Annotated in this window: 18 protein-coding genes and 3 pseudogenes; 16 read left to right on the top strand and 5 right to left on the bottom strand. The window is 60.7% G+C overall.

What is annotated here, in order from left to right; translation table 11 throughout:
• From BN1800_RS44260 to BN1800_RS41790, 3 genes and pseudogenes are all read right to left on the bottom strand, one after another.
• Positions 1-179, bottom strand: a pseudogene (locus BN1800_RS44260) (Pycsar system effector family protein); the annotation flags it as partial.
• An 80-nt stretch (positions 180-259) separates the two neighbouring features.
• The gene (locus BN1800_RS35605; protein WP_087005046.1) at positions 260-1,579 is read right to left on the bottom strand and encodes an LLM class flavin-dependent oxidoreductase; all 1,320 of its coding nucleotides are present in this window, start codon (positions 1,577-1,579) and stop codon (positions 260-262) included.
• A 427-nt stretch (positions 1,580-2,006) separates the two neighbouring features.
• Entirely contained in the window at positions 2,007-2,213 is a 207-nt protein-coding gene (locus tag BN1800_RS41790; RefSeq protein ID WP_179213984.1) for a hypothetical protein, read from the bottom strand.
• A gap of 55 nt (positions 2,214-2,268) precedes the next feature.
• Here BN1800_RS41790 and BN1800_RS35615 point away from each other — a divergent pair, with 55 nt between their 5' ends.
• The 3 genes from BN1800_RS35615 to BN1800_RS35625 are packed head-to-tail and all read left to right on the top strand — an operon-like array spanning position 2,269 to position 4,533.
• Entirely contained in the window at positions 2,269-3,297 is a 1,029-nt protein-coding gene (locus BN1800_RS35615; protein ID WP_087005050.1) for a ketopantoate reductase family protein, read from the top strand.
• Between the two features lie 51 nt (positions 3,298-3,348).
• A complete protein-coding gene (locus BN1800_RS35620; RefSeq protein ID WP_087005052.1) occupies positions 3,349-3,918 on the top strand; it encodes a TetR/AcrR family transcriptional regulator in 570 nt (189 codons plus the stop codon).
• Between the two features lie 12 nt (positions 3,919-3,930).
• Positions 3,931-4,533, top strand: a complete 603-nt coding sequence (locus tag BN1800_RS35625) for a 2-hydroxychromene-2-carboxylate isomerase (RefSeq protein ID WP_087005055.1) — start codon at positions 3,931-3,933, stop codon at positions 4,531-4,533.
• Between the two features lie 101 nt (positions 4,534-4,634).
• On the opposite strand, the pseudogene BN1800_RS44265 reads toward BN1800_RS35625, so the two are convergent.
• A pseudogene (locus BN1800_RS44265) lies at positions 4,635-4,721 on the bottom strand (sulfurtransferase); the annotation flags it as partial.
• 451 nt (positions 4,722-5,172) lie between these two features.
• On the opposite strand from BN1800_RS44265, the gene BN1800_RS35635 reads away from it, so the two are divergent.
• The 13 genes from BN1800_RS35635 to BN1800_RS35695 all read left to right on the top strand — a co-directional run bounded on the left by BN1800_RS35635 (position 5,173) and on the right by BN1800_RS35695 (position 19,919).
• Positions 5,173-6,825 carry an ABC transporter substrate-binding protein gene (locus BN1800_RS35635; protein WP_087005061.1) on the top strand — a complete coding sequence of 551 codons (1,653 nt, stop codon included), beginning with the start codon at positions 5,173-5,175 and terminating at the stop codon, positions 6,823-6,825.
• 38 nt (positions 6,826-6,863) lie between these two features.
• A complete protein-coding gene (locus BN1800_RS35640; RefSeq protein WP_087005064.1) occupies positions 6,864-7,874 on the top strand; it encodes an ABC transporter permease in 1,011 nt (336 codons plus the stop codon).
• Positions 7,871-8,719 carry an ABC transporter permease gene (locus BN1800_RS35645; protein ID WP_087005067.1) on the top strand — a complete coding sequence of 283 codons (849 nt, stop codon included), beginning with the start codon at positions 7,871-7,873 and terminating at the stop codon, positions 8,717-8,719. The genes BN1800_RS35640 and BN1800_RS35645 overlap by 4 nt, the downstream gene beginning before the upstream one ends.
• Positions 8,698-10,422, top strand: coding sequence for a dipeptide ABC transporter ATP-binding protein (locus tag BN1800_RS35650; RefSeq protein WP_087005070.1), 1,725 nt, complete (start codon positions 8,698-8,700; stop codon positions 10,420-10,422). The genes BN1800_RS35645 and BN1800_RS35650 overlap by 22 nt, the downstream gene beginning before the upstream one ends.
• Positions 10,419-11,525, top strand: coding sequence for an LLM class flavin-dependent oxidoreductase (locus tag BN1800_RS35655; RefSeq protein ID WP_087005074.1), 1,107 nt, complete (start codon positions 10,419-10,421; stop codon positions 11,523-11,525). Before BN1800_RS35650 ends, BN1800_RS35655 begins: the two co-directional genes overlap by 4 nt.
• Before the next feature lie 136 nt (positions 11,526-11,661).
• Entirely contained in the window at positions 11,662-12,765 is a 1,104-nt protein-coding gene (locus tag BN1800_RS35660; protein ID WP_087005077.1) for an LLM class flavin-dependent oxidoreductase, read from the top strand.
• A gap of 124 nt (positions 12,766-12,889) precedes the next feature.
• Positions 12,890-14,071 (top strand): acyl-CoA dehydrogenase family protein, encoded by a 1,182-nt coding sequence (locus BN1800_RS35665; protein WP_087005080.1) that lies wholly within the window; start codon positions 12,890-12,892, stop codon positions 14,069-14,071.
• A 60-nt stretch (positions 14,072-14,131) separates the two neighbouring features.
• Positions 14,132-14,692, top strand: coding sequence for an FMN reductase (gene msuE / locus BN1800_RS35670; RefSeq protein ID WP_087005084.1), 561 nt, complete (start codon positions 14,132-14,134; stop codon positions 14,690-14,692).
• Positions 14,693-14,983: 291 nt separating this feature from the next.
• Positions 14,984-16,018 carry an ABC transporter substrate-binding protein gene (locus tag BN1800_RS35675; RefSeq protein ID WP_087005087.1) on the top strand — a complete coding sequence of 345 codons (1,035 nt, stop codon included), beginning with the start codon at positions 14,984-14,986 and terminating at the stop codon, positions 16,016-16,018.
• A 76-nt stretch (positions 16,019-16,094) separates the two neighbouring features.
• Complete coding sequence (locus BN1800_RS35680; RefSeq protein ID WP_087005090.1) at positions 16,095-16,925, top strand: ABC transporter ATP-binding protein; 831 nt, start codon at positions 16,095-16,097, stop codon at positions 16,923-16,925.
• The gene (locus tag BN1800_RS35685; RefSeq protein ID WP_087005100.1) at positions 16,918-17,823 is read left to right on the top strand and encodes an ABC transporter permease; all 906 of its coding nucleotides are present in this window, start codon (positions 16,918-16,920) and stop codon (positions 17,821-17,823) included. Before BN1800_RS35680 ends, BN1800_RS35685 begins: the two co-directional genes overlap by 8 nt.
• A 21-nt stretch (positions 17,824-17,844) precedes the next feature.
• Positions 17,845-18,855, top strand: a complete 1,011-nt coding sequence (locus tag BN1800_RS35690; RefSeq protein ID WP_087005094.1) for a C-terminal binding protein — start codon at positions 17,845-17,847, stop codon at positions 18,853-18,855.
• A complete protein-coding gene (locus BN1800_RS35695; RefSeq protein ID WP_087005097.1) occupies positions 18,852-19,919 on the top strand; it encodes an LLM class flavin-dependent oxidoreductase in 1,068 nt (355 codons plus the stop codon). The genes BN1800_RS35690 and BN1800_RS35695 overlap by 4 nt, the downstream gene beginning before the upstream one ends.
• Before the next feature lie 180 nt (positions 19,920-20,099).
• Here the strand turns inward: BN1800_RS35695 and BN1800_RS44270 are convergent.
• Positions 20,100-20,227, bottom strand: a pseudogene (locus tag BN1800_RS44270) (Pycsar system effector family protein); the annotation flags it as partial.

Genomic DNA, 20,227 nt, shown 5'->3' on the forward strand with positions numbered 1-20,227 from the left:
ACCTCGTCCCGGCGCTGCGCGGCATCCCAGAAGCGATGGCGGTGCTTGCCCCAGGAACCCCAGAAAAGCGAGGTCGACTTGTTCACGTGGCGCGGCAGCACCACGAGGATGGCCGATATGATCGAAAACACCGAGGCTGCGGCAAGCAAGCCTGAGAAAAGCATACTTTGCGGGGAACCCTCAACTCCGATGCACGTCCTCTACTGTGGGCAGCGTGCAGCAGAGCCATATTGGTGCGCATACCCCCCGGCAAATCCCGTTAGGCGAAGAACGCGTTAGCCGGGCGGGGAAGGCCCAAATGTTCGCGAAGCGTCGTTCCCTCATAATCGTTGCGGAAAAGGCCACGCCGTTGCAATTCCGGAACAAGCCGCTGCGTTACATCGTCCAGACCTTGGGGTAGATAGGGAAAGACGACTGTAAATCCGTCCGATGCTTCCTCCGAAAGCCAGGCCTCCATTTCATCGGCAATGGATTGCGGCGTCCCCACGAAGGCAAGTCCGGCATAGCCGCCGTAGCGCTGTGCGAGCTGGCGAACCGTCAGTTTCTCTTCTTGCGCCAAGCGCACGGCCTGGGCGCGTCCGGTTTTGCTGGCATTGGTTTCCGGAATTTCCGGCAAGGGCTGATCGGGATCGAAACCCGATGCATCATGCCCTAGCGCGATTGACAGTGAAGCGATCGCACTGTCGTAGTGCACAAGGCTGTCGAGCTTGGCGCGTTTGGCTTTCGCCTCCTCGACCGTGTCGCCGATCACGATGAGTGCAGCCGGCAAGATCTTCAAATGCTCGGGATTGCGACCGAACGCTGGCATTCGCCTCTTGATGTCCGCATAAAGCATCTTTGCGGCGGCAAGATCGCGCGGTGAACAGAAGACGAGCTCCGCGGTCTCGGCGGCAAGCTGGCGACCGGGCTCCGATTGCCCCGCCTGGACGATCACCGGCCAGCCCTGGACAGGCCGGGCAATGTTAAGTGGGCCACACACGCTGAGTTCTTTACCCTTGTGATCCAGCACATGCATCTTCGCCGCGTCGAAGAAAATGCCGCTTTGCTGGTCGCGGATGAAGGCATCGTCCGCAAAACTGTCCCAGAGGCCGGTGACGACCTCGTAGAATTCGCGCGCCCGCGCATATCGCTCGCCATGTTCGACATGCTCGTCCAGACCGAAATTCCGGGCGGAATCGGGATTGGACGTGGTGACGATATTCCAGGCTGCGCGTCCGTTACTGATATGATCCAGCGAGGCGAAGCGGCGGGCGACATGATACGGCTCGTCGAACGTGGTCGAAGCTGTGGCGGCAAGGCCGATCTTTTCCGTGACCGAGGCAAGCGCCGAAAGCAGCGTGAAGGGCTCGAATGAGGTGACCGTATGACTGCGGACAAGCGCGTCAATCGGCATGTTCAACACGGCCAGATGGTCGGCCATGAAGAAGGCATCGAACTTCGCCTCCTCGAGCTTTTGGATGAACGACCTGATATGGTCGAAATTGAAATTCGCGTCCGGATAAGATCCGGGATAACGCCACGCTCCCGTGTGCAGGCTGACCGGACGCATGAAGGCTGTAAGATGCAGGGATTTTGCCATGAAGCGGGCTCTCGCAGATATCGTTAGCTCTAAACGTATGTATGCATCGGCTCGGCGCTAAGGAACGCCGTTGCATCAATGGCAGCGGAAATGAAAAATTTGTCTGAAGGGAGAGCTTAGCGGCATCATCGCTCCGGCGACTGCCAAGTTAAGCCGCTTGAGGCTGCAAGCTTCGTCTTCGCCGCAGCGCGTTCTCAGTCCCTTGAAGCTCCCGTGCACAAATGGTCGCGGCAAAACAGCAAATCATCAAACTATTTTCTATAAATTCAGTAGAAAAAGAACGACCAGTCTTTCTTGGTGGCGCACTGTTCCCTTAGGCTTCCTGACATGCGGCAGCGAACGGTTTTGTATCCGACCCGCCTTTTGCATGTGACCTTTAGGAGACCAATGATTATTCCAAACCTTGTATCCAAACCATCCGTTGGGATCACTCCAGCGGTGCCGACATTTGGTTCCCCATCGGCTCGTCGAGAATATCGCCGACCAGTTGCAGGGATCGGTACGAGCGGGGCGCACCGATGGATTCAATTTCCTGACCTTCACCCTGAAATACGAACTCGGCCTTTCCGCAGTGACCGACCACCTGATCTCCGAGCTGCAGCGGCGCGGGATATTCCACCACGACTATCAGCACGAGACCCTCAGGCAGAATCTGGGTGTGTGTGGCAGGACAGGACGAGGAAAAACAGATGACACGCTACGTTATCATCGGGGCCGGCGCGGTCGGCGCGAGCCTCGCGGCACAGTTCGAGCAATCCGGCATCAAATATGCATTGGTTGGCCGTGGCGCGCAGATCAGCCACATCAGGAAACATGGACTGAACTACCAACGCCCTTCGGGCACGCGGCAGATCGATCTGAACGCCTTCGATCTGGCCGATCCGCCCGAATTGACATCGGACGATATCCTGCTGCTGACTGTGAAGTCGCAGGATGCGGCGGGTGCCCTCGCCTTTTGGTCATGGCGGACCCTGTCGAACTCCATACATACGGCGGCGACAAGCCTTCCGGTGGTTACCTTCCAGAATGGCCTGGCAACGGAGGCGGTTGCGCTCAGAACCTTTGCCCGGGTCTATGGGGCAAGTATCCTGACGCCGGCACGGTTTACCGAGACGGGCAAGGTCGTTGTGGGCGGAGACCCGCAGGTTGGCGTGGTCACGGTCGGGCGCTTTCCATTTGGGCGTGACGAAACGGGCGACCGGATTGCGGCAGACCTGAATCACGCGGGCTACCTCTCGGAGCCAAGCGCCGAGATCCGTCGCTGGAAATCGGCCAAGCTCCTTCACAACGTGCGAAACGTGCTGGAACTGTTCGATGGGGCGGCCGATCTGCGGGGTGCGATCAGGGAGGCTCTCGTGGATGAGGCGCGACGCGCTTTTCAGGCTGCTGGATACACACTTGCATTGCCGTCTGAGCGGACCGTCGATATTTCGGATTGGCGCACGGCGCAAAACAGCGGCATCCATCCGGGCCAGCAATCGACCTGGCAAAGTTTTACGCGCGGTGCGTCGAGCGAGGTCGATTTTCTAAACGGCGAGATCGTCTTGCTTGGTCGTCTCCATGGCACATCGACACCTTACAATGCGGCTGTTCAGGTGCTTGCAGGGAGATTGGCACATCAAGGCGACTTCTCGAGCGCGCTGCCGCTTGACGCGATTCTGCCACTGGTCGACAAATCCCACCAGGCGAGACAGACCGGTCTCGGTGCAGCGGGGTGAGCGGCAGTCTGCCGATCCCATGACGATGACACAACGAACCTGAAGAGCCCCATGAGAGAAGCCATAGCAGACCAGATCCTCACCGCCGCCAGCGCGCTTTTTTATCGCGAAGGTATCCGGGCGGTCGGCATAGATCGCATCATAGAGGAAGCGAACGTTGCCAAGGCAACGCTGTACCGTCATTTCCCGTCGAAGGACCATCTCGTTGCAGCCTATCTCCAGGCTCGTCACGACCGGGTTATCCGTTCGCTGCAGGAAGTGTTGGATGCAGCCGGGCCTCCAAGGGATCAGATCAAACTGATCTTCGAGCGCCTGCACGAAAAGGCCGATAGCCCCGAGTTTCGGGGCTGCGCTTTTGCTCTTGCGGTCGCCGAGCACGGCGATTCCGAACGTGTTGTGTCCGTCGCGCGAACCCATAAGGCGATGGTTAGGGACATATTTGCCGCGATCATGGCGAGAGCAAGTGACAACCCGGACCAAGCAGCGGCGCATCTTTCCCTTCTCTATGAAGGAGCACTCGCCACGGTGGCGGTGGGACGCGATCCGCGCGCTGTTCTCGTTGCCCGCGATTGCGCACTTTCCGTCTTCGATACGGCAGTCTCCACCGATCAGCCCTCCTGAAAGCAGCAGACCATGACAAAGACCATCGATTATTTCTTCGGCATCGGCTCGCCCTGGGCCTTCATCGGCCTGGAGCCCTTCGCGGCACTGGCGAGCGAGCATGGCGCCATGATCCGCCCCTATGTCATTCCCCTGATTGAGGACAATGGCGGTATCTACTCGCGCAATCGGCCGGAAGCGCGCCGGGCCTACTGGACGAAGGACCTGAAACGCTGGGCGGCACTGCGGGGAAGGGTGCTTAACTTCGACAACCGCGCCGCCCTTTCAGATCCGACACCGGCCGGCTTCATGGTCATCGCCGCCATCGAGGCAGGCAAAGATTGGCTCAAGCTGACGAAAGCGCTTCAGGAAGCCTTCTGGACGCGCGGCGAGGATATCGGCAACGCCGAGATCCGCAGGGCGATTGCTGACGCTGCGGGCTTTGACGGTGCTGCATTGAACGAGCAGGGCCAGAGCGACGCTGTGCAGGCGATCCGGAAAGCCAACTACGAGACCGCCAAGATCGCCGGCGTGTTTGGCCTTCCGACCTTCGGTTACGAGGATGAACTCTACTGGGGACAGGACAGCCTGCCTTTCCTGGAACATCATCTCAAAGGCGAAAAACTGGTTGCCTGATTTTCTTCACCAACGGCTGCACGCGACGCAGTTTGGGGCCCACCAGACATATCTCGGAGTTCTCCATGTCTCTTTCCCTGCCGGGGTTCCCTCGTCTCCCGGCGACCTTCCGCCAACCATTTCCTCAAGCCGCCGTCGAGCACTGCGACCTTGTCGTGACCGAAGGTGCGCAATGTCCACCAGACGCGCCGTGAGCAACGATCGAAAGTCCCCTGAAAAGCTGATCCTAACAGCTGCGAGAACCACGGCAAAATAATCCATAATTTTAGTAGAAAAAGAACAACTGGTCTTTCTCCATTGAGCCACCCTGCTAGGCTGTCGCCATGATCTTCTCGTCAAAAAACAAGGGGCGCCGCTCATGACCGGAAAACTATCAGCAAGCATGGTCTTCGACTGAAATAGCTATCGAGCGCTGAGCAATAGCGTTAGCGCCAAGCATCCGTTCTGGCCGTCCAAGTGACGTAAGCAGACAGACTTATCTCGGTTCTCAGGCAGGCGTTTCGCCGGCTCGGCAAGGTCGCCGAAGCGGATGCGGTTCGGTGCGCCGTTCGCAGGAAATCTGGATGAGGACGCACTGGTCGAACTGAGACAGCTCGAAATTACAGGCACAGACAACAACTCGAACCATCAGGACCCTTCATGACCGAACGCTCTTCCTTGCTCTCCCTTTCCAGGCGCCGGCTGCTGATCACGACATCCGCGGCGGCTGCAGCCGTTCTGGTCGCAACGACGGGGCTTGCCCCGGCCCAGGCTGCCGACAGCCCGCGCGACGGCGGCGACATCACCTTCCTGATCGACTCGCTCGGCGACACATGGATTCCGAACAACAGCGCGATCTCCAGCTTCCAGGGCCACATCTGGGGCCATGTGACCGACAAGCTCCTCTATGTCGACGCCGAGGGCAAGGTCAGCCCGTGGCTCGCAGAACGCTGGGAGCAGAACGAGAAGGCTACCGAATTCACGCTTCATCTCAAGAGCGGCGTGACCTTCTCCGATGGCTCGCCGCTCGATGCAGCCGCCGTCGTCGCCAATCTCGATATCTGGTACGCAGGGCGCAAGAACGAAGGCATCAACCCGATCGGTCTCTTCCCCAAAACCTACGACCACGCAGAGGCGGTCGATGCGACTACGGTCAAGGTCTTCTTCAAGAAGCCGACGCTCGGCTTCATCCCGACGCTCGGCTATCATGGCTCGATCCTGATCTCGCCAAAGACCATCGCGCAGCCCGCCGCCCAGCAGGCTGATCTCAGCAAGACTTCCGGTAGCGGCCCGTTCGTGGTCGATTCCTGGAAGGAGGGAGACTTCGTGAAGCTGGTCAAGCGCAAGGACTACAACTGGGGTCCTGCTGCCGTCGGCCATACCGATCCGGCCTTTCTCGACTCGATCACCTATAAGCTGGTGTCCGAACCCTCACTCCGGGTGGCCTCGGTCCAATCCGGCCAGGCTGACGTCGCCTATAATGCCTCCCCGCAGGAGCTGAGGTCACTCAAGGAGGAAGGCTTTACGATCGCCACGCCGCGCTATCTTGGTTTCGTGAATGGCTGGGCGGTCAATACCAAGCTTCCGCCCTATGATGACGTCAAGGTTCGCCAGGCGCTCCAGGCCGGCATCAATCGTCAGGAAATCATCGACACCGTCTATACGCCCGACTGGAAGCTCGCGACGTCCTTCATCCAGAGCAACGTGCCAGGCGCGACCGACCAGAGTCCTCTTCTGGCCTATGATCCCGCCAAGGCCGAGAAGCTGCTAGACGAAGCGGGCTGGGCCAAGGGCGCAGACGGCACCCGCTCCAAGGATGGCAAGCCCCTGACGCTGACGCTCCACTCCAACCCCTACCTGGCCACCTCCAAGTCGGTCGACGAACTCATTGCCCAGCAACTCGGCAAGCTTGGCTGGAAGGTCAATATCCGGGCCTATGACGTCGTGACGTACGGCGAGAAGGTCAAATATGGCGGCCCGGCCATACCCACTTACGAGGTGACCCGCAGCTTCATCGACGCCGGGACCGTTGCTAGCATCCTGACCAACGCCAACAACGGCGAAAACTGGTTTGCTCTCAATGACCGCGACACGAAGCTCAACGAACTGCGCGACAAGATCGCTGGCGCCGCTTCATTCGAGGAACGGAACCCGCTGCTCGACGAGCTGCAGAAATACGTCCTCAACCAGGGCTACTTCATCCCGCGCACGCAGATCGTCCAGCGCATTTATGTGCAGTCGCCGACGCTCAAAGGCGAAGTCTACAACGGCGTCGCCTATGCCAGCTACTACACCGCCTTCATCGCCGATTGAAGCGTCGCGAAACCGAGCAAAGTGAGGAGGTTGTCGGCATGAGCACTGCCTATCTAACCTATGCCGCAAAGCGGCTCGGCCAGGCTGCCGTGGTTATCCTGCTGGCCTATGTCTTTACCTTCGTTGTGGTGAGCATTCTGCCCGGTGACCCGATCACAAGCGTTCTGCGCAACCCTCAGAATGGATTTACCGATGAAGAAATCGCCGAGATCATCGCCGCACAGGGCTTGGACAAACCCGTTCTGGTGCAGCTATGGAACGCCTTGTCCGGCTTTCTGACCGGCGATCTGGGCATGTCGATGCGGTCCAACCGGCCCGTCGCGACCTTGATCGCAGAGGTGCTTCCCTCGACGCTCATCCTGGCATCCGTGGGCCTGGCCGTCGCTCTGGTCCTGGCGATGTCGGTTGCCTATGGCACCCGCTTTGTTCCCAAGCGCTACGGTCAGGGGTTGCTGCGCGGTTTCCCGTCCCTGTTTCTGTCGGTGCCGAACTTCGTGATCGGGCTGGTGCTGATCCACGTCTTCGGCTTCCAGATCGGCCTCTTTCGCGTCATTCAGCCAGATAGCTTCTGGGCAACCCTGTTTGCGGCAATCGCGCTCGGCATACCCGTTTCCGCGCAAATCGCCGAAGTTCTCATTGCAAATCTCGATAAAGAGGCAGAGCAAGAATATGCCACGGTCGCCCTCAGCCGCGGCATCGGGCAGATGCGCCTGTTCGCAAAGCATTTGCTCAAGCCAGCCTCCCTGCCCGTCGTTACTGTCATCGCTCTTACCATCGGAGAGCTTCTCGGCGGCTCGTTGATCACCGAAACGGTCTTCGGCCGCACCGGTGTCGGCAGTCTGGTGCAACGCTCGGTGAGCACACAGGACTTGCCCGTCCTGCAGGCCGTCGTCTCCCTGGGGGCGGTCGTCTTCGTGCTCGTCAACCTGATCGCCGATCTTCTCTATCCGTTGCTCGACCCGCGCGTGAAGCTCCTCGGCGGGCCGAAGCGGCGTGCGACCACCGCGGACGAAACCTCCATAGGCGCGACCAAGGCGGTGACTCAATGACCTTCGCCCTCAACTCCACTCTTTCGAATGCCAAAACCGCCGGCTGGGCGGGAACGCTGCGAATGCCGCTGATTGTGGCACTCTCGTTCACGGTGATCGCGCTCGTGATCGCGTGGTCGCTTGCGCCAGGTCTGTTCACCAGCCATAGCCCGGTTGTCGGCGTCCCGGCGGACAAATTGCTCGGGCCGAGCATTGCCCATTGGTTCGGCACCGATCACCTCGGGCGCGACGTCTATACCCGCGTGGTTTACGGCACAGCCTCCTCCGTATCGAGCGCGCTCATCGCGGTCGTGATCGGAGTTGTCGCCGGAGGACTCATCGGCCTTCTGGCAGGCTTTCTCGGCGGCTGGGTCGATGTCGTATTCGCCCGCCTGGTCGATGTGCTGCTGGCTATTCCAAAATTCCTGCTGGCCGTCATCGTCGTCACCGCAATCGGCTTCGAGACCGTAAACGCGGCCATCGCCACCGGCGTGTCGGCGGTGGCGATCTTCGCCCGCGTGACGCGCGCGGAAGTCATTAAGACCAGGCAAGCGACATTCGTCGAGGCGTCGTTCCTGCTCGGCGGTTCGCGCTGGTATATCCTTTGGCGTCACGTCCTGCCCAATGCCTCGCGATCCGTACTGCCGCTCGCAGTGCTGCAGTTCGGCGAGTCGATCCTGGTGATCGCCAGCCTCGCCTTCCTCGGTTACGGCGACCCGCCGCCGGCCTCCGACTGGGGCCTGCTGATCTCGATCGGCAAGGACTACCTCAAGTGGCCGTGGCTCGTATACGCCCCCGCTTTCGTCACGATCTTGACCGTCCTCTCCGTGAATAGGATCAGCCGATGGCTTCGCAAGACAGATTGACCGCCACTCTCATCCGCACCGCTCCAGTGGCGCCAGCCCCGCGATACGCTGCCCCCGTACTTCGAATCGATGGGCTATCGGTCTCCTACGGAAGCAACGAGGTCGTTCGCAACGTGGGGTTCGACCTGGACCGTGGCAAGAGCCTTGCCCTCGTAGGAGAATCTGGCTCGGGCAAATCGACGATCGCCCGCGCGGTGCTGCGGCTTCTCCCCAGCGGCGCGCAGGCGACCGGACATGTCCAGTTCGATGGTCAGGAACTGCTGGCGCTGCCCGAGCGTCGGTTCTGGCCGTTGCGGGGACGGGCCATTGGATTTGTACCCCAGGATCCCGGCAACGCACTCAACCCGGTGCGAATGATCGGTGTGCAGGCGATGGAGGCGGCGGCGCTGACCGACGAGGCCGATGCGGCCATCCGCAAGGCGCTCATTCTCGAAACATTTGCCCAGGTCGGGCTCGACAACCCTCAACGGGTCTACGATTCCTATCCTCACCAGCTGTCCGGCGGCATGCTGCAGCGGGTATTGATCGGCCTTGCGGTCCTGCCGCGGCCCGCGCTCCTGGTTGCGGACGAGCCGACCTCCGCGCTCGATGTCACGATCCAGAAGCGGATCCTCGACCTGCTCTCGCGTTTGCAGCAAGAGCTGGATATCAGCCTGCTGCTTATCACCCATGACTTGGCAATCGCGGCGGAGCGGGCGGACCAGTTGGTCGTCCTCAAGGACGGCCTCGTGCAGGAGGCAGGCAAGACATCGGCTGTCTTTTCGTCGCCGGCTTCGGCATATGCCAGGAAACTGCATGCCGATGTTCCGGCCCTCAACCCTGATCGTTATGCGAGGCTGCGTGACCCAGGCTTTCGTTTGCGAGGTGCCAGCGAAGCGCCGAAGATCGAAGTCAGCGCCGTCACCAAGCGGTTCGCGGTCGATGGGAATATCCTGACCGCGGTCGACGACGTTTCCTTCACCGTCCCGGCCGGTACGACCCATGCGCTGGTCGGCGAATCGGGTTCAGGCAAGACGACGACGATCCGGCTGCTGCTGGGGCTCGAAGAACCGGACACTGGCGAGATTTCGGTTGCCGGCGAGCGCCTTGTCGGTCGCTCGCACAAGTCGCTGCGGGCGGTGTGGCGCCATCTTCAGCTTGTTTACCAGAACCCGTTCATCTCGCTGGACCCGACGTGGACTGTCGAGCATCTGGTGCGCGAGCCTCTGGACCGGTTCAAGATCGGGACGCCCAAGGAGCGGGCGGAACAGGTCCGCGAAGCGCTCGCCAATGTCGGGCTCGGCGAACACCTCCTCACGCGCAAGCCCGGAGCCCTGTCAGGCGGTCAGCGCCAGCGCGTGGCGATCGCTCGGTCGCTGGTCCTTAAACCCGACGTGATCGTGCTGGACGAACCCACCTCCGCTCTCGATGTCAGCGTTCAGGCTGACATCGTCGAAGTCCTGCTTTCTCTGCAGGCCAGGCTCGGCCTGACCTATGTGTTCGTCTCGCATGACCTGGCGCTTGTTCGCCAGCTCGCGCACACCGTTTCCGTGATGCAGCGGGGCCGCATCGTCGAAGATGGGACGGTCACGGATATCTTCGGCAATCCGCAACACCCCTATACCGCATCGCTCCTGGAATCGATCCCGTCGAGCATCGCCGATCCCGTCCGCGTGCCGCAGCCAAAATCTCGGCAAATTCTCCGAAAGGAACAGATCGCATGACCATTGCTGCACCTGCCAGCACCCTGCCCGCATCGTTCCGTCCGAAGCAACGGCTGGGGTTCAACACCCGCGTGTCGTTCAACGACGAGGCCGGGCCGGCTCAGGGGCTGCGGGACGGGATCGAACTGTTCAGACAGGCCGAACAGCTGGGCTACCAGTCCGGCTGGGCCTACCAGCGACATTTCGATCACTACCTGTCTTCACCGCTTCCGTTCTTTGCTGCCGTTGGCCAGCACACCAGGCGTATCATGCTCGGATCCGCAGTCATCCCGATGCGCTATCAGGACCCGATCCTGCTCGCGGAGGCGGCAGGGACGACGGATCTGCTGATCGATGGCCGGCTGGAACTCGCCATTTCGACCGGTGCCAACGCGGCCTTCGATGCTGTGTTCGGTGCAGTCGATGCCGACGCACGAACGGAAGCGAAACGCCGTCAGGCACGCTTCCTCTCCGCAATTTCAGGTGACGTCCTGCACACCGTCGTCGAGCCGGGCCAGGGCGCGCCACAAGGTGCGGAGCTGCGCGTGACACCGCATAGCCCGACCTTGCGGGCCCGTATTCGGCAAGGCTCGGCCAGTCTAAGCTCGGCGGTGCAGGCAGCCGAACTGGGCATCGGGCTCATCTCGGGAACCGTACTGCACGACCACGATGAGGGCGAGACGTTCGGGCAGTATCAGGCCCGCATCATCGAGACCTTCCGCACCACCTGGCGCAAGACCTGGGCAACGGAGCCGCCACCGGTGGCCGTCGCCGCCTCCATCCTGGTCGGCACCACCGCAGAGCTGCGCGAGAAATATGCGGTCTATGACCTCGAGCGTCGCACAAAGGGAATTGCAGCGTCGCGCCCCAAGGGTGCGCTCGCACCTCCCAGCCAGCCTGCCGGCATCCTGATTTCCCCTGTCTTCCAAGGCACTTCCGACCAGGTGATCGAGGCGGTGTTCAATGACCCCGGCCTTGCAGCGACGGACGAGGTCGTGCTCTTTCTGCCCCCGGCCTTCGGACTTGCCGAAAACGTGCGGCTGTTGACCGATTTGGCGCAGACGGTTGCTCCAGCGCTTGGATGGTCGCCTGCCACGCACCATGAGCGTGCAACAACGCCATAGCGGTGGCTCACTCCTATCTCGCGGGCCATCATAGAGAATATTTTCTATAAATTCAGTAGAAAGAGAACGACCTGTCTTCCTCGGTTCGTCGCTGCGGCCTACCTTCGTGTTACTGTTCGGAACCCAAGGAGATGACATGGCTGCGGAATTCATCAGCGTAAGCTTTCCCAATGCGTCGAACGACCTGAACCCGATACCCGACGCCCCCGTGGATCCTCGCTATCTGGAGCGATACGCGCGCGCCCTCGACGACTACGGTTTCAACTATACGCTGATCCCCTACTCGTCGTCGTCCTTTGACCCCTTCACAATCGGCGCCACCGTGCTGGCGCACACGAACAAAATCAAGATCATCGTGGCGCTCAGACCAAACACCGTCTATCCGACGGTCGCGGCGAAATCGCTGGCGACCCTCGATCAGTTGAGCGGCGGGCGCGTTGTGGTCCACTTCATTGCGGGCGGCAGCGACGAAGAGCAGGCGCGCGAAGGCGACTTTCTCAACAAGGAGGAGCGCTACGAGCGGCAGGAAGAATACATCCGAATCCTGCGCCTTGCCTGGACGTCGAAAGAACCTTTCGATTTCGACGGCAAATTTTACCAGTTCAAGCAATTTCGCAGCGCCGTGCGCCCGACAAACGGGCTCATTCCGATTTCCCTCGGCGGCTCATCGGATGCCGCCTATCGCATCGGTGGTTCGCTCTGCGATATCTTCGGGCTCTGGGGTGAGCCGCTGGCCGAAACGAAACAGCAGATCGAACGGATCTATGCAGAGGCGGCAAAGGCGGGCCGGACAGACCGTCCGCGCATATGGGTCACCTTCCGGCCGATCGTCGCCGAGACCGACGAGTTGGCGTGGGAAAAGGCCCATAAGGTTCTGGATCGGCTGAACGAGAACCGCCAGAAAGGCTTGGCACGCGCGTCCATCAACGCCGCACCGCCGGCCAACGTCGGTTCGCAGCGGCTGCTGGACATAGCATCGCGCGGCGATGTGCATGACCGCGCGCTTTGGTACCCGACTGTCACCGCCACCAATGCGAGCGGTGCCACCACCGCGCTCGTTGGATCTCCGCGCACGATTGCAGACTCCATTCTCGATTACATCGATCTCGGTGCCGATCTGATCTCGATCCGCGGCTATGACAATTACAACGATGCGGTCGATTACGGACGCTACATCCTGCCGCTCGTGCGTGAAGGCATCCGCGAACGGGAAGATGCGAAGAAGAAGGCGGCTGCATGATGCGCGCGGTCTGGCCCCCTCGCCAGACTGCAAGCCCTCTTCTTCTCTTCTAAGGAGCAGAGGGAGTTATTTGTCCTTTCGTGAAGGATGCCGCTCCCTCGCCAGCCAGAAAGCCCTGAGCCGCATGTCCCATGATCCAACTGTTCTCGACGCAACGGTGCGCGTTCTCGCAGAGGCCGCACCGGATGCGGATCAAACCGGTCAGTTTCCCTGGACCGGTATCCGTACCGTTCATGCGGCCGGCCTTCTCGAAAGCACCGTTGCAACCCGCTACGGGGGTGAAGGTGCCATGCTGAGCGATGCGGCCCGCATTCTGGCGGCACTGGGACGCGGCGATCCTTCGGTGGCGCTAATCAGCGCCATGACGATCTTCAACCATCTCGGCCAAGCGACGAAAGGCCATTGGCCGGACGACCTCTACAGGCGTCTGCTGGCAGAGGCGAAGCAACGTCCGCTATTGCTCAACGCCGCTCGCGTCGAGCCGGAACTGGGGTCGCCGGCGCGGGGCGGCCTGCCAGCGACAATTGCTCGCCGCGCCGCCAACGGCTGGTCAATCACCGGTCGCAAGCGCTTCGTAACAGGCGCTTATGGCCTCACTCACTTTCTCGTCTGGGCGCATACGGACGAGACGGCCGCGCGCGTCGGGACGTTCGTCGTGCCGAACGGTCTGCCTGGCATCCGGGTAATCGAGAACTGGAAAAGCCTCGGCATGCGCGCCACAGGGTCGCATGATGTAGAATATACTGACGTCGAGATCCCGGCGGAGAACGTGCTGGAGCTCGTCGATCCATCGGTGGCCCAGCAGGACAATCGTAGCCATGCGGCGATCACGTTGGCGCTGACCGCAATCTACCTAGGTGCCGCGGAGGCCGCACAGGAAGCCTTCATCCGCTTTGCGCATGAACGTGTGCCGGCCAATCTGGGTCATCCCATCGCTCGCACCGAGCGATTCGTTACGCTCTCAGGCGAAATTGACCTGCTCGTCTCCGGCGCCCGCCAGATCATCTTTGGCGCGCTTGAAAGCGAGCTCGACGAAGCGGAGAGGCTTATAAGGGCGCGGCTCCTCGCCGGCCGGCAGATCCGCGAAGCCGTCCAGATGGCAGTCCGCGGAATCGGCAATCCGGGCCTCAACGCCGATCTAGGCCTTGAACGGCATTTCCGGGATATCCAGTCCGTGCTCGTCCATGCTCCGCAGGAAGATACGTCCGTCTCCATTCTCGGTCGCGCTGCCTTCGACCGATGGAACCGGGCCGAGGTCGCCCAATCGGGCTATCAGAAGACCCTATCCATTCTCAAGACGGCCTGACGGGAAGGAATGGACGTCGTTTTCTCCTAGCCTTCTGAACACTTTTTGAAAGGAATTGGAATGAGCAACAATCTGATCGTCGGCTTTTCCGGCAACATCTCGCGCCCGTCGAGCACAAGACGTTTCGTCGAAAGCGTGACCGAAGCTCTGGCGAAACAATCTGGCCTGCAGCATGTGGTGTTTGACGTCGAGGATCTCGGATCATCTCTGACGGCGGCGAGATCGGTAGCCGATCTGGATCCCGTTGCTCGTAGGGTGATCCGAACGATTATCGAGGCCGACGCGCTCGTCATTGGATCGCCAACCTACAAGGGAAGCTATACCGGGCTGTTCAAGCACGTCATCGATCTGCTCGATCCCTCCGATCTGCGTGGCAAACCGATCGTGCTGACGGCTACGGGCGGCGGAGACCGGCATTCGCTTGTCGTCGAGCACCAGTTGCGCCCGCTTTTCGCATTTTTCGAAGCCTTCGTCACGCCGACCGCCATCTATGCCTCGGGCCGTGATTTCACCGACGGCGCCCCCTCGCCTGCCATCCTCGGCCGCGTGAATCAAGCGCTTTGCGAGGCTGCCATGCTTATCAACGCACGCTCGACCTCTGCGGCGATAGCGGCGGAGTAGTAATCCCGTCGCCGCACGCATCGTACCGAAGAAATCCCACCCGCGAAGTCGCCTGCTTCGAGCAGAACACCGCGCGCCAAGTAGATTTTTCGACATTTCGACTGTGCCGAGCGATTCTGCTCTCATTTCACGCACCGGAATAGAACACCACTATATTGATAGATTTCATCATGAACCTTAGCCTGTCAGCATAAAGCTGGTTCAGCGAAGATGCAGCTTTCCAAGAATCCACGCGGAGAAGCACGCGCTTCATCGCGTTCACTTAAATCATCTCGCCGAATAGAGGTATTTATGAAGGCACTTGGCCTTACGACATTGAGCGTCAAATTTGGTCGCCGCACGGCTCTTGGCGCGGCATTCGGCATTGCCGCCACGCTGCTCGCAGGACAGACCGCAGCCGAGGGCAGGATCAGGATCGCACAGCAGTTCGGCATTTCCTACCTGATCCTGGATGTCGTTCGCGACCAAAAACTCATCGAAAGACATGGCAACGAAGCTGGCGTCGACATTGACGTCGAGTGGGCGAGCATTTCCGGCGCGACCGCGATGAACGAGGCGCTTCTGGCCAACAATCTCGACATCGTCTCGGCAGGCGTGCCGCCTGCGTTGACGATGTGGGATCGCACCAAGGGTGACGTCAAGCTAGTGGCAGCCCTTGGCTCCTTGCCGAACTATCTCATCACCACCAATCCGGATGTCCATACGCTGAAGGATTTCAGCGACAAGGACCGGATCGCTGTGCCTGCCGCCGGTGTTGGCTTCCAGTCGCGGACGCTGCAGATCGAGGCTGCCAAGCTCTTCGGCGCTGACGATTTCCAGAGGCTCGACCAGATTTCCATTAGCCTGCCGCATCCTGATGCGACCGCGGCATTGATTTCCGGCGGCACTGAGGTGAACTCGCATTTTTCCTCTGCGCCTTTCTATTACCAGGCGTTGCAGGCAAATAAGGCAGTCCACAAGGTTATCAGTTCCTATGACATTCTGGGCGGGCCAGCGACGTTCAACGCTCTTTATACCAGCACGGCCTTCCACGAAGAAAATCCGAAGACCTATGCAGCCTTCTACGCCGCACTGCGTGAGGCTGCAGATTGGATCAACGCAAACAAAGAAAAGGCTGCAGAAACCTTTATCCGTCAGCAGGGCTCCAAGCTCTCGCCTAAACTGGTTCTCGATATCATCAACGATCCCGAGAATGACTTCACGATCGTCCCGCAGAACACTTTCGTTTACGCAGCGGAGCTTCACAAGCTGGGTGTGCTGAAGAACGAGGCCGGCTCCTGGAAGGACTATTTCTTCCCCGAGGCATACGGCGAAAACGGCAGCTGATATCGCATCACAACCTTCACGGCTCAGGACTGGATGCGCTGCAAGCCGGTGGGCCGTCAACCTGATGGAATTGAGAATGGACGGCATGTCTGCACCCGTTCGGGAGAACGGTGCTCCGCCTGCCCCGCCGCTTCTTTCGGTCGAGGGCGTCACCCTCGAATACCATGCGCCCGGTCGCGTGGTACGCGCCACGCAAAATGTCAGCTTCGATGTCTGGGAAGCCGATCGTTTCATCCTGCTCGGCGCTTCCGGCTGCGGCAAGTCCACCCTGCTGAAAGCCGTCGGCGGCTTCATTGCACCTCGCCGGGGACGGATCCTGCTGGACGGACGACCGGTGCATGGTCCGGGCTCGGACCGGATCGTCGTTTTCCAGGAATTCGACCAGTTACCGCCATGGAAGACGGTGCGGGAGAACGTGGCGTTCCCGGTGCGGGCTTCAGGCCGCCTCAGCCGCAAAGAGGCCGCCGAACGCGCCGAGCACTATATCGAGAAAGTCGGCCTAACCCGTTTCGCAGACGCCTATCCGAATACGCTGTCCGGCGGCATGAAGCAAAGAGTAGCCATTGCTCGCGCGCTTGCAATGGAACCGCGCGTCCTTTTGATGGATGAACCCTTCGCCGCTCTGGACGCGCTCACGCGGCGGAAAATGCAGGAGGAGCTACTGGCGCTTTGGGAAGAGGTTCGCTTCACCCTGCTGTTCGTCACCCATTCCATCGAGGAAGCTCTGGTCGTCGGCAACCGCATCGCGCTTTTGTCGCCGCACCCGGGACGCATGCGAGCGGAGATCAACAGCCATGACTGGGATCTCAAAAGTGGCGGGAGCTCGCAATTTCAGGCAGCTGCAAACCGCATCCACCGCCTTCTTTTCGAAGAGGCCGAAGCCGTTGATGGAGCCAGGCATGACTGATGTCTTGAGCACAGGCGCCAAGACCCGGACGCGCCGCCCTGTACCTCCTATTCGCCCCGAATACGAGTTGCCGCTCGAGCCGCTTGCTGAATCAAAAAGCGAAGAGGCTCTGCCGCTGTACGAACGCCTCTGGCAGCGCACCTGGCTGCGCAAGAGCCTGATCCTGATCTGTCTTGCCTTGCTGTGGGAAATTGCCGCCAGGCTTCAGGGAAATGAGCTGCTCCTGCCGTCGTTCACCGCCTCGATAAAAGCCTTGGTGGAGGATATTTCCAGCGGCATCATTCCGAGCCGAGCCATGAACTCGCTCAATGTGCTGATCAAGGGTTATGCGGCAGGTGTCGTTTTAGCCTTCGTTCTGACCTCGCTTGCCGTTTCAACCCGGATCGGGCGCGACCTCCTATCGACCCTGACCTCCATGCTCAATCCCCTGCCGCCGATCGCCTTGCTGCCGCTGGCGCTCCTGTGGTTTGGGCTGGGACAAGGGAGCCTCGTCTTCGTGCTGATCCATTCGGTGCTCTGGCCGCTGGCGCTCAACATGTATACCGGCTTCACGAGCGTGCCGGAAACCTTACGGATGACGGGCCGCAATTACGGACTGCGCGGCTTGCGGTATGTGCTTTTGATCCTTGTACCGGCCGCTCTGCCATCGATCATTGCGGGGCTCAAGATTGGCTGGGCCTTCGCCTGGCGCACCCTGATTGCGGCCGAGCTTGTCTTCGGCGCCTCCTCCGGCAAGGGCGGGCTCGGCTGGTACATCTTCCAGAACCGCAACGAGCTTTACACCGACCGGGTTTTCGCCGGGCTGATCATGGTCATCCTGTTCGGCCTTCTGGTCGAAAACGTCCTGTTCCGCCAGTTGGAGCAGCGAACGGTGGCGAAATGGGGAATGACGCGCTAGCGCCAACGCATCGGGACAAGAATGACGGATCGTAAGAAATACGCGGTCGGGATAACCGACCACATGATCGGCGCGCCCGATCTTGAAGCGGACGTGCTCGGCGATGATGTCGAGATAGACTTCTTCGCCAGCACGGATGAGGCATCATTCGCCCCTGATCGCCTGGCAAGGCTCGATGCCCTGATGGTCTGGGGCGCACCGCTCGGGCAAAAAAGCATCGCGCACCTGACCCGCTGCAGGGGCGTAGTGCGTTATGGCGTCGGTTACGAGAAGATCGATCTCGCGGCGCTCGGCAGCGCCGGCATCCCCTTCGCCAACAATCCCGATTACGGCACCGAGGAGGTCGCCGATCATGCGCTGGCGATGATCCTGTCCTTGCATCGGCGGCTCTGGGAACATGACGCCCGCGCTCGTGGATATACGTCCGGTTGGCAGGTCCATAGCCTCAAGCCACTTCCGCGCTCCAACAAGGCCACGGTGGGTGTCGTCGGCGTCGGCAGGATCGGAACGGCAGTCGTCAACAGGCTGAAACCCTTCGGTTTCCGCATCCTTGGTTACGACCCCGGCCAGCCGCCCGGGCATGAAAAAGCCATCGGCTATGAACGCACGGACCGACTGGAGGAGCTTTTCGCCCAGTCGGATGTCGTCACCCTCCATTGCCCGGTGAACGGCGAGACGCGCGGCACTCTTGACGCTGACGGTCTCGCCCGGCTGAAGCCCGGAGCCATTGTCGTCAACACTGCACGCGGCGAGTTGATCGAAGATCTCGATGCGCTTGAGGCAGCGCTGCGGAGCGGACATGTCGCCGCCGCCGCGATCGATACGCTGGTCAAGGAGCCGCCCGAAGACCATCCGTTGCTGACAGCGTGGCGCAACCGCGAGGACTGGCTTGCGGGGCGACTGGTGATCACACCGCACAATGCCTTTTATTCCGATCATGCGGCCGTCGAGATGCGCCGCAATGCGGCAAAGACGGTCAGGTTATTGCTCGACGAGGGCAAACTTCGAAATCAGGTCACGGATAGATCATGAGCAGTCATTCCGAATTCCTCTGGTACATTCCCAACGACGTCAAAGCCGGTCACCGCGGCGATGCGGCTGATCCGGATCACAACAGCCTGGACACGCTGACGAGCCAGGCAGAAGCTCTGGAACAGCATGGCTGGAAAGGCGCCCTGATCGGCACAGGCTGGGGACGGCCCGACACTTTCACCATCGCAACTGCGCTCGCCGCCCGCACGACGACCTTCGAGCCACTGATCGCGGTTCGGCCCGGCTATTGGAAACCGGCAAATTTCGCCTCCTCCGCAGCGACCCTCGATCATCTGAGCGGCGGTCGTGTGCGGGTCAATGTCGTTTCCGGGCCGGATGCGCTTGCAGCCTATGGCGACCAGGAAGGTGACCAGGTCCAGCGTTATGCGCGCACGAAGGAATTCATGCGGCTGATCCGCAGGCTCTGGACCGAAGAAGACGTCACCTTCAGTGGTGAGCATTTCCAGGTAACCGGATCCACGGCGGCGCCGCGGCTCGCACCGATCGGCGATCGCCGTCATCCCAAACTCTATTTCGGAGGTGCCTCGGAAGCGGCCGAGCGGGTCGCCGTGACCGAAGCCGACGTCCAGCTCTTCTGGGGCGAACCATTGGATGGCGTGCGGGAGCGGATCGAGCGGCTGAAGGCACTCGGCAAGACACTCGATCGCGACCTGCAGCCACTGGAATTCGGCCTCAGGATCACCACTCTCGTTCGGGATACGACGGAGCAAGCCTGGGCGGATGCGGAAGCGAAGGTTGCCAAAATGGCCGAGGGAGCGGCGGGAAGCTGGCAGGACCATCGCCACGGGGTTGCCGTCGGTCAGCAACGCCTCCTGGACCTTGCCCGGCAAGGCGACGTGCTGGATGACAATCTCTACACGGCGCCGGGAAAATTCGGCGGAGGTGGAGCGGGAACCACCTGGCTGGTCGGGTCAGCCGAGGACATTGCGTGCTCGCTGCGCAAATATGAAGAGCTTGGTATTACCCATTTCGTGCTCTCCGATACGCCATACCTTACGGAAATAAAACGGCAAGGCAGCCAGTTGCTCCCCCTTCTTGCCTAGAGAACCCGCAGGAGAGCGGCATCGGGCTGGAAGCGGCGTGACCGTGCCGGTCTTTCGTCGTGATGGTTTCGCTGCCGCCCCGCTGCTCCGAACCGGCACATCGTGAGCTCAGCTCACGCGGGACGAGGGCTTATACAGAAGAAACAGGTCCAAGGCCAGCTCGCGTCATCGCTGCATCGCTTAAGCCGCAATGAGCAGCAGCACGTAGGCGATGACGGTCACCATCAACCCACGGAAAGCGAACGTCACGCAGCGGTATTTGCCGCGCGCGATGGCCGACAGGATGTCGGCATTGTTGAGATATTCGT

Source organism: Rhizobium sullae (genome assembly GCF_900169785.1).
Lineage (GTDB): Bacteria > Pseudomonadota > Alphaproteobacteria > Rhizobiales > Rhizobiaceae > Rhizobium > Rhizobium sullae.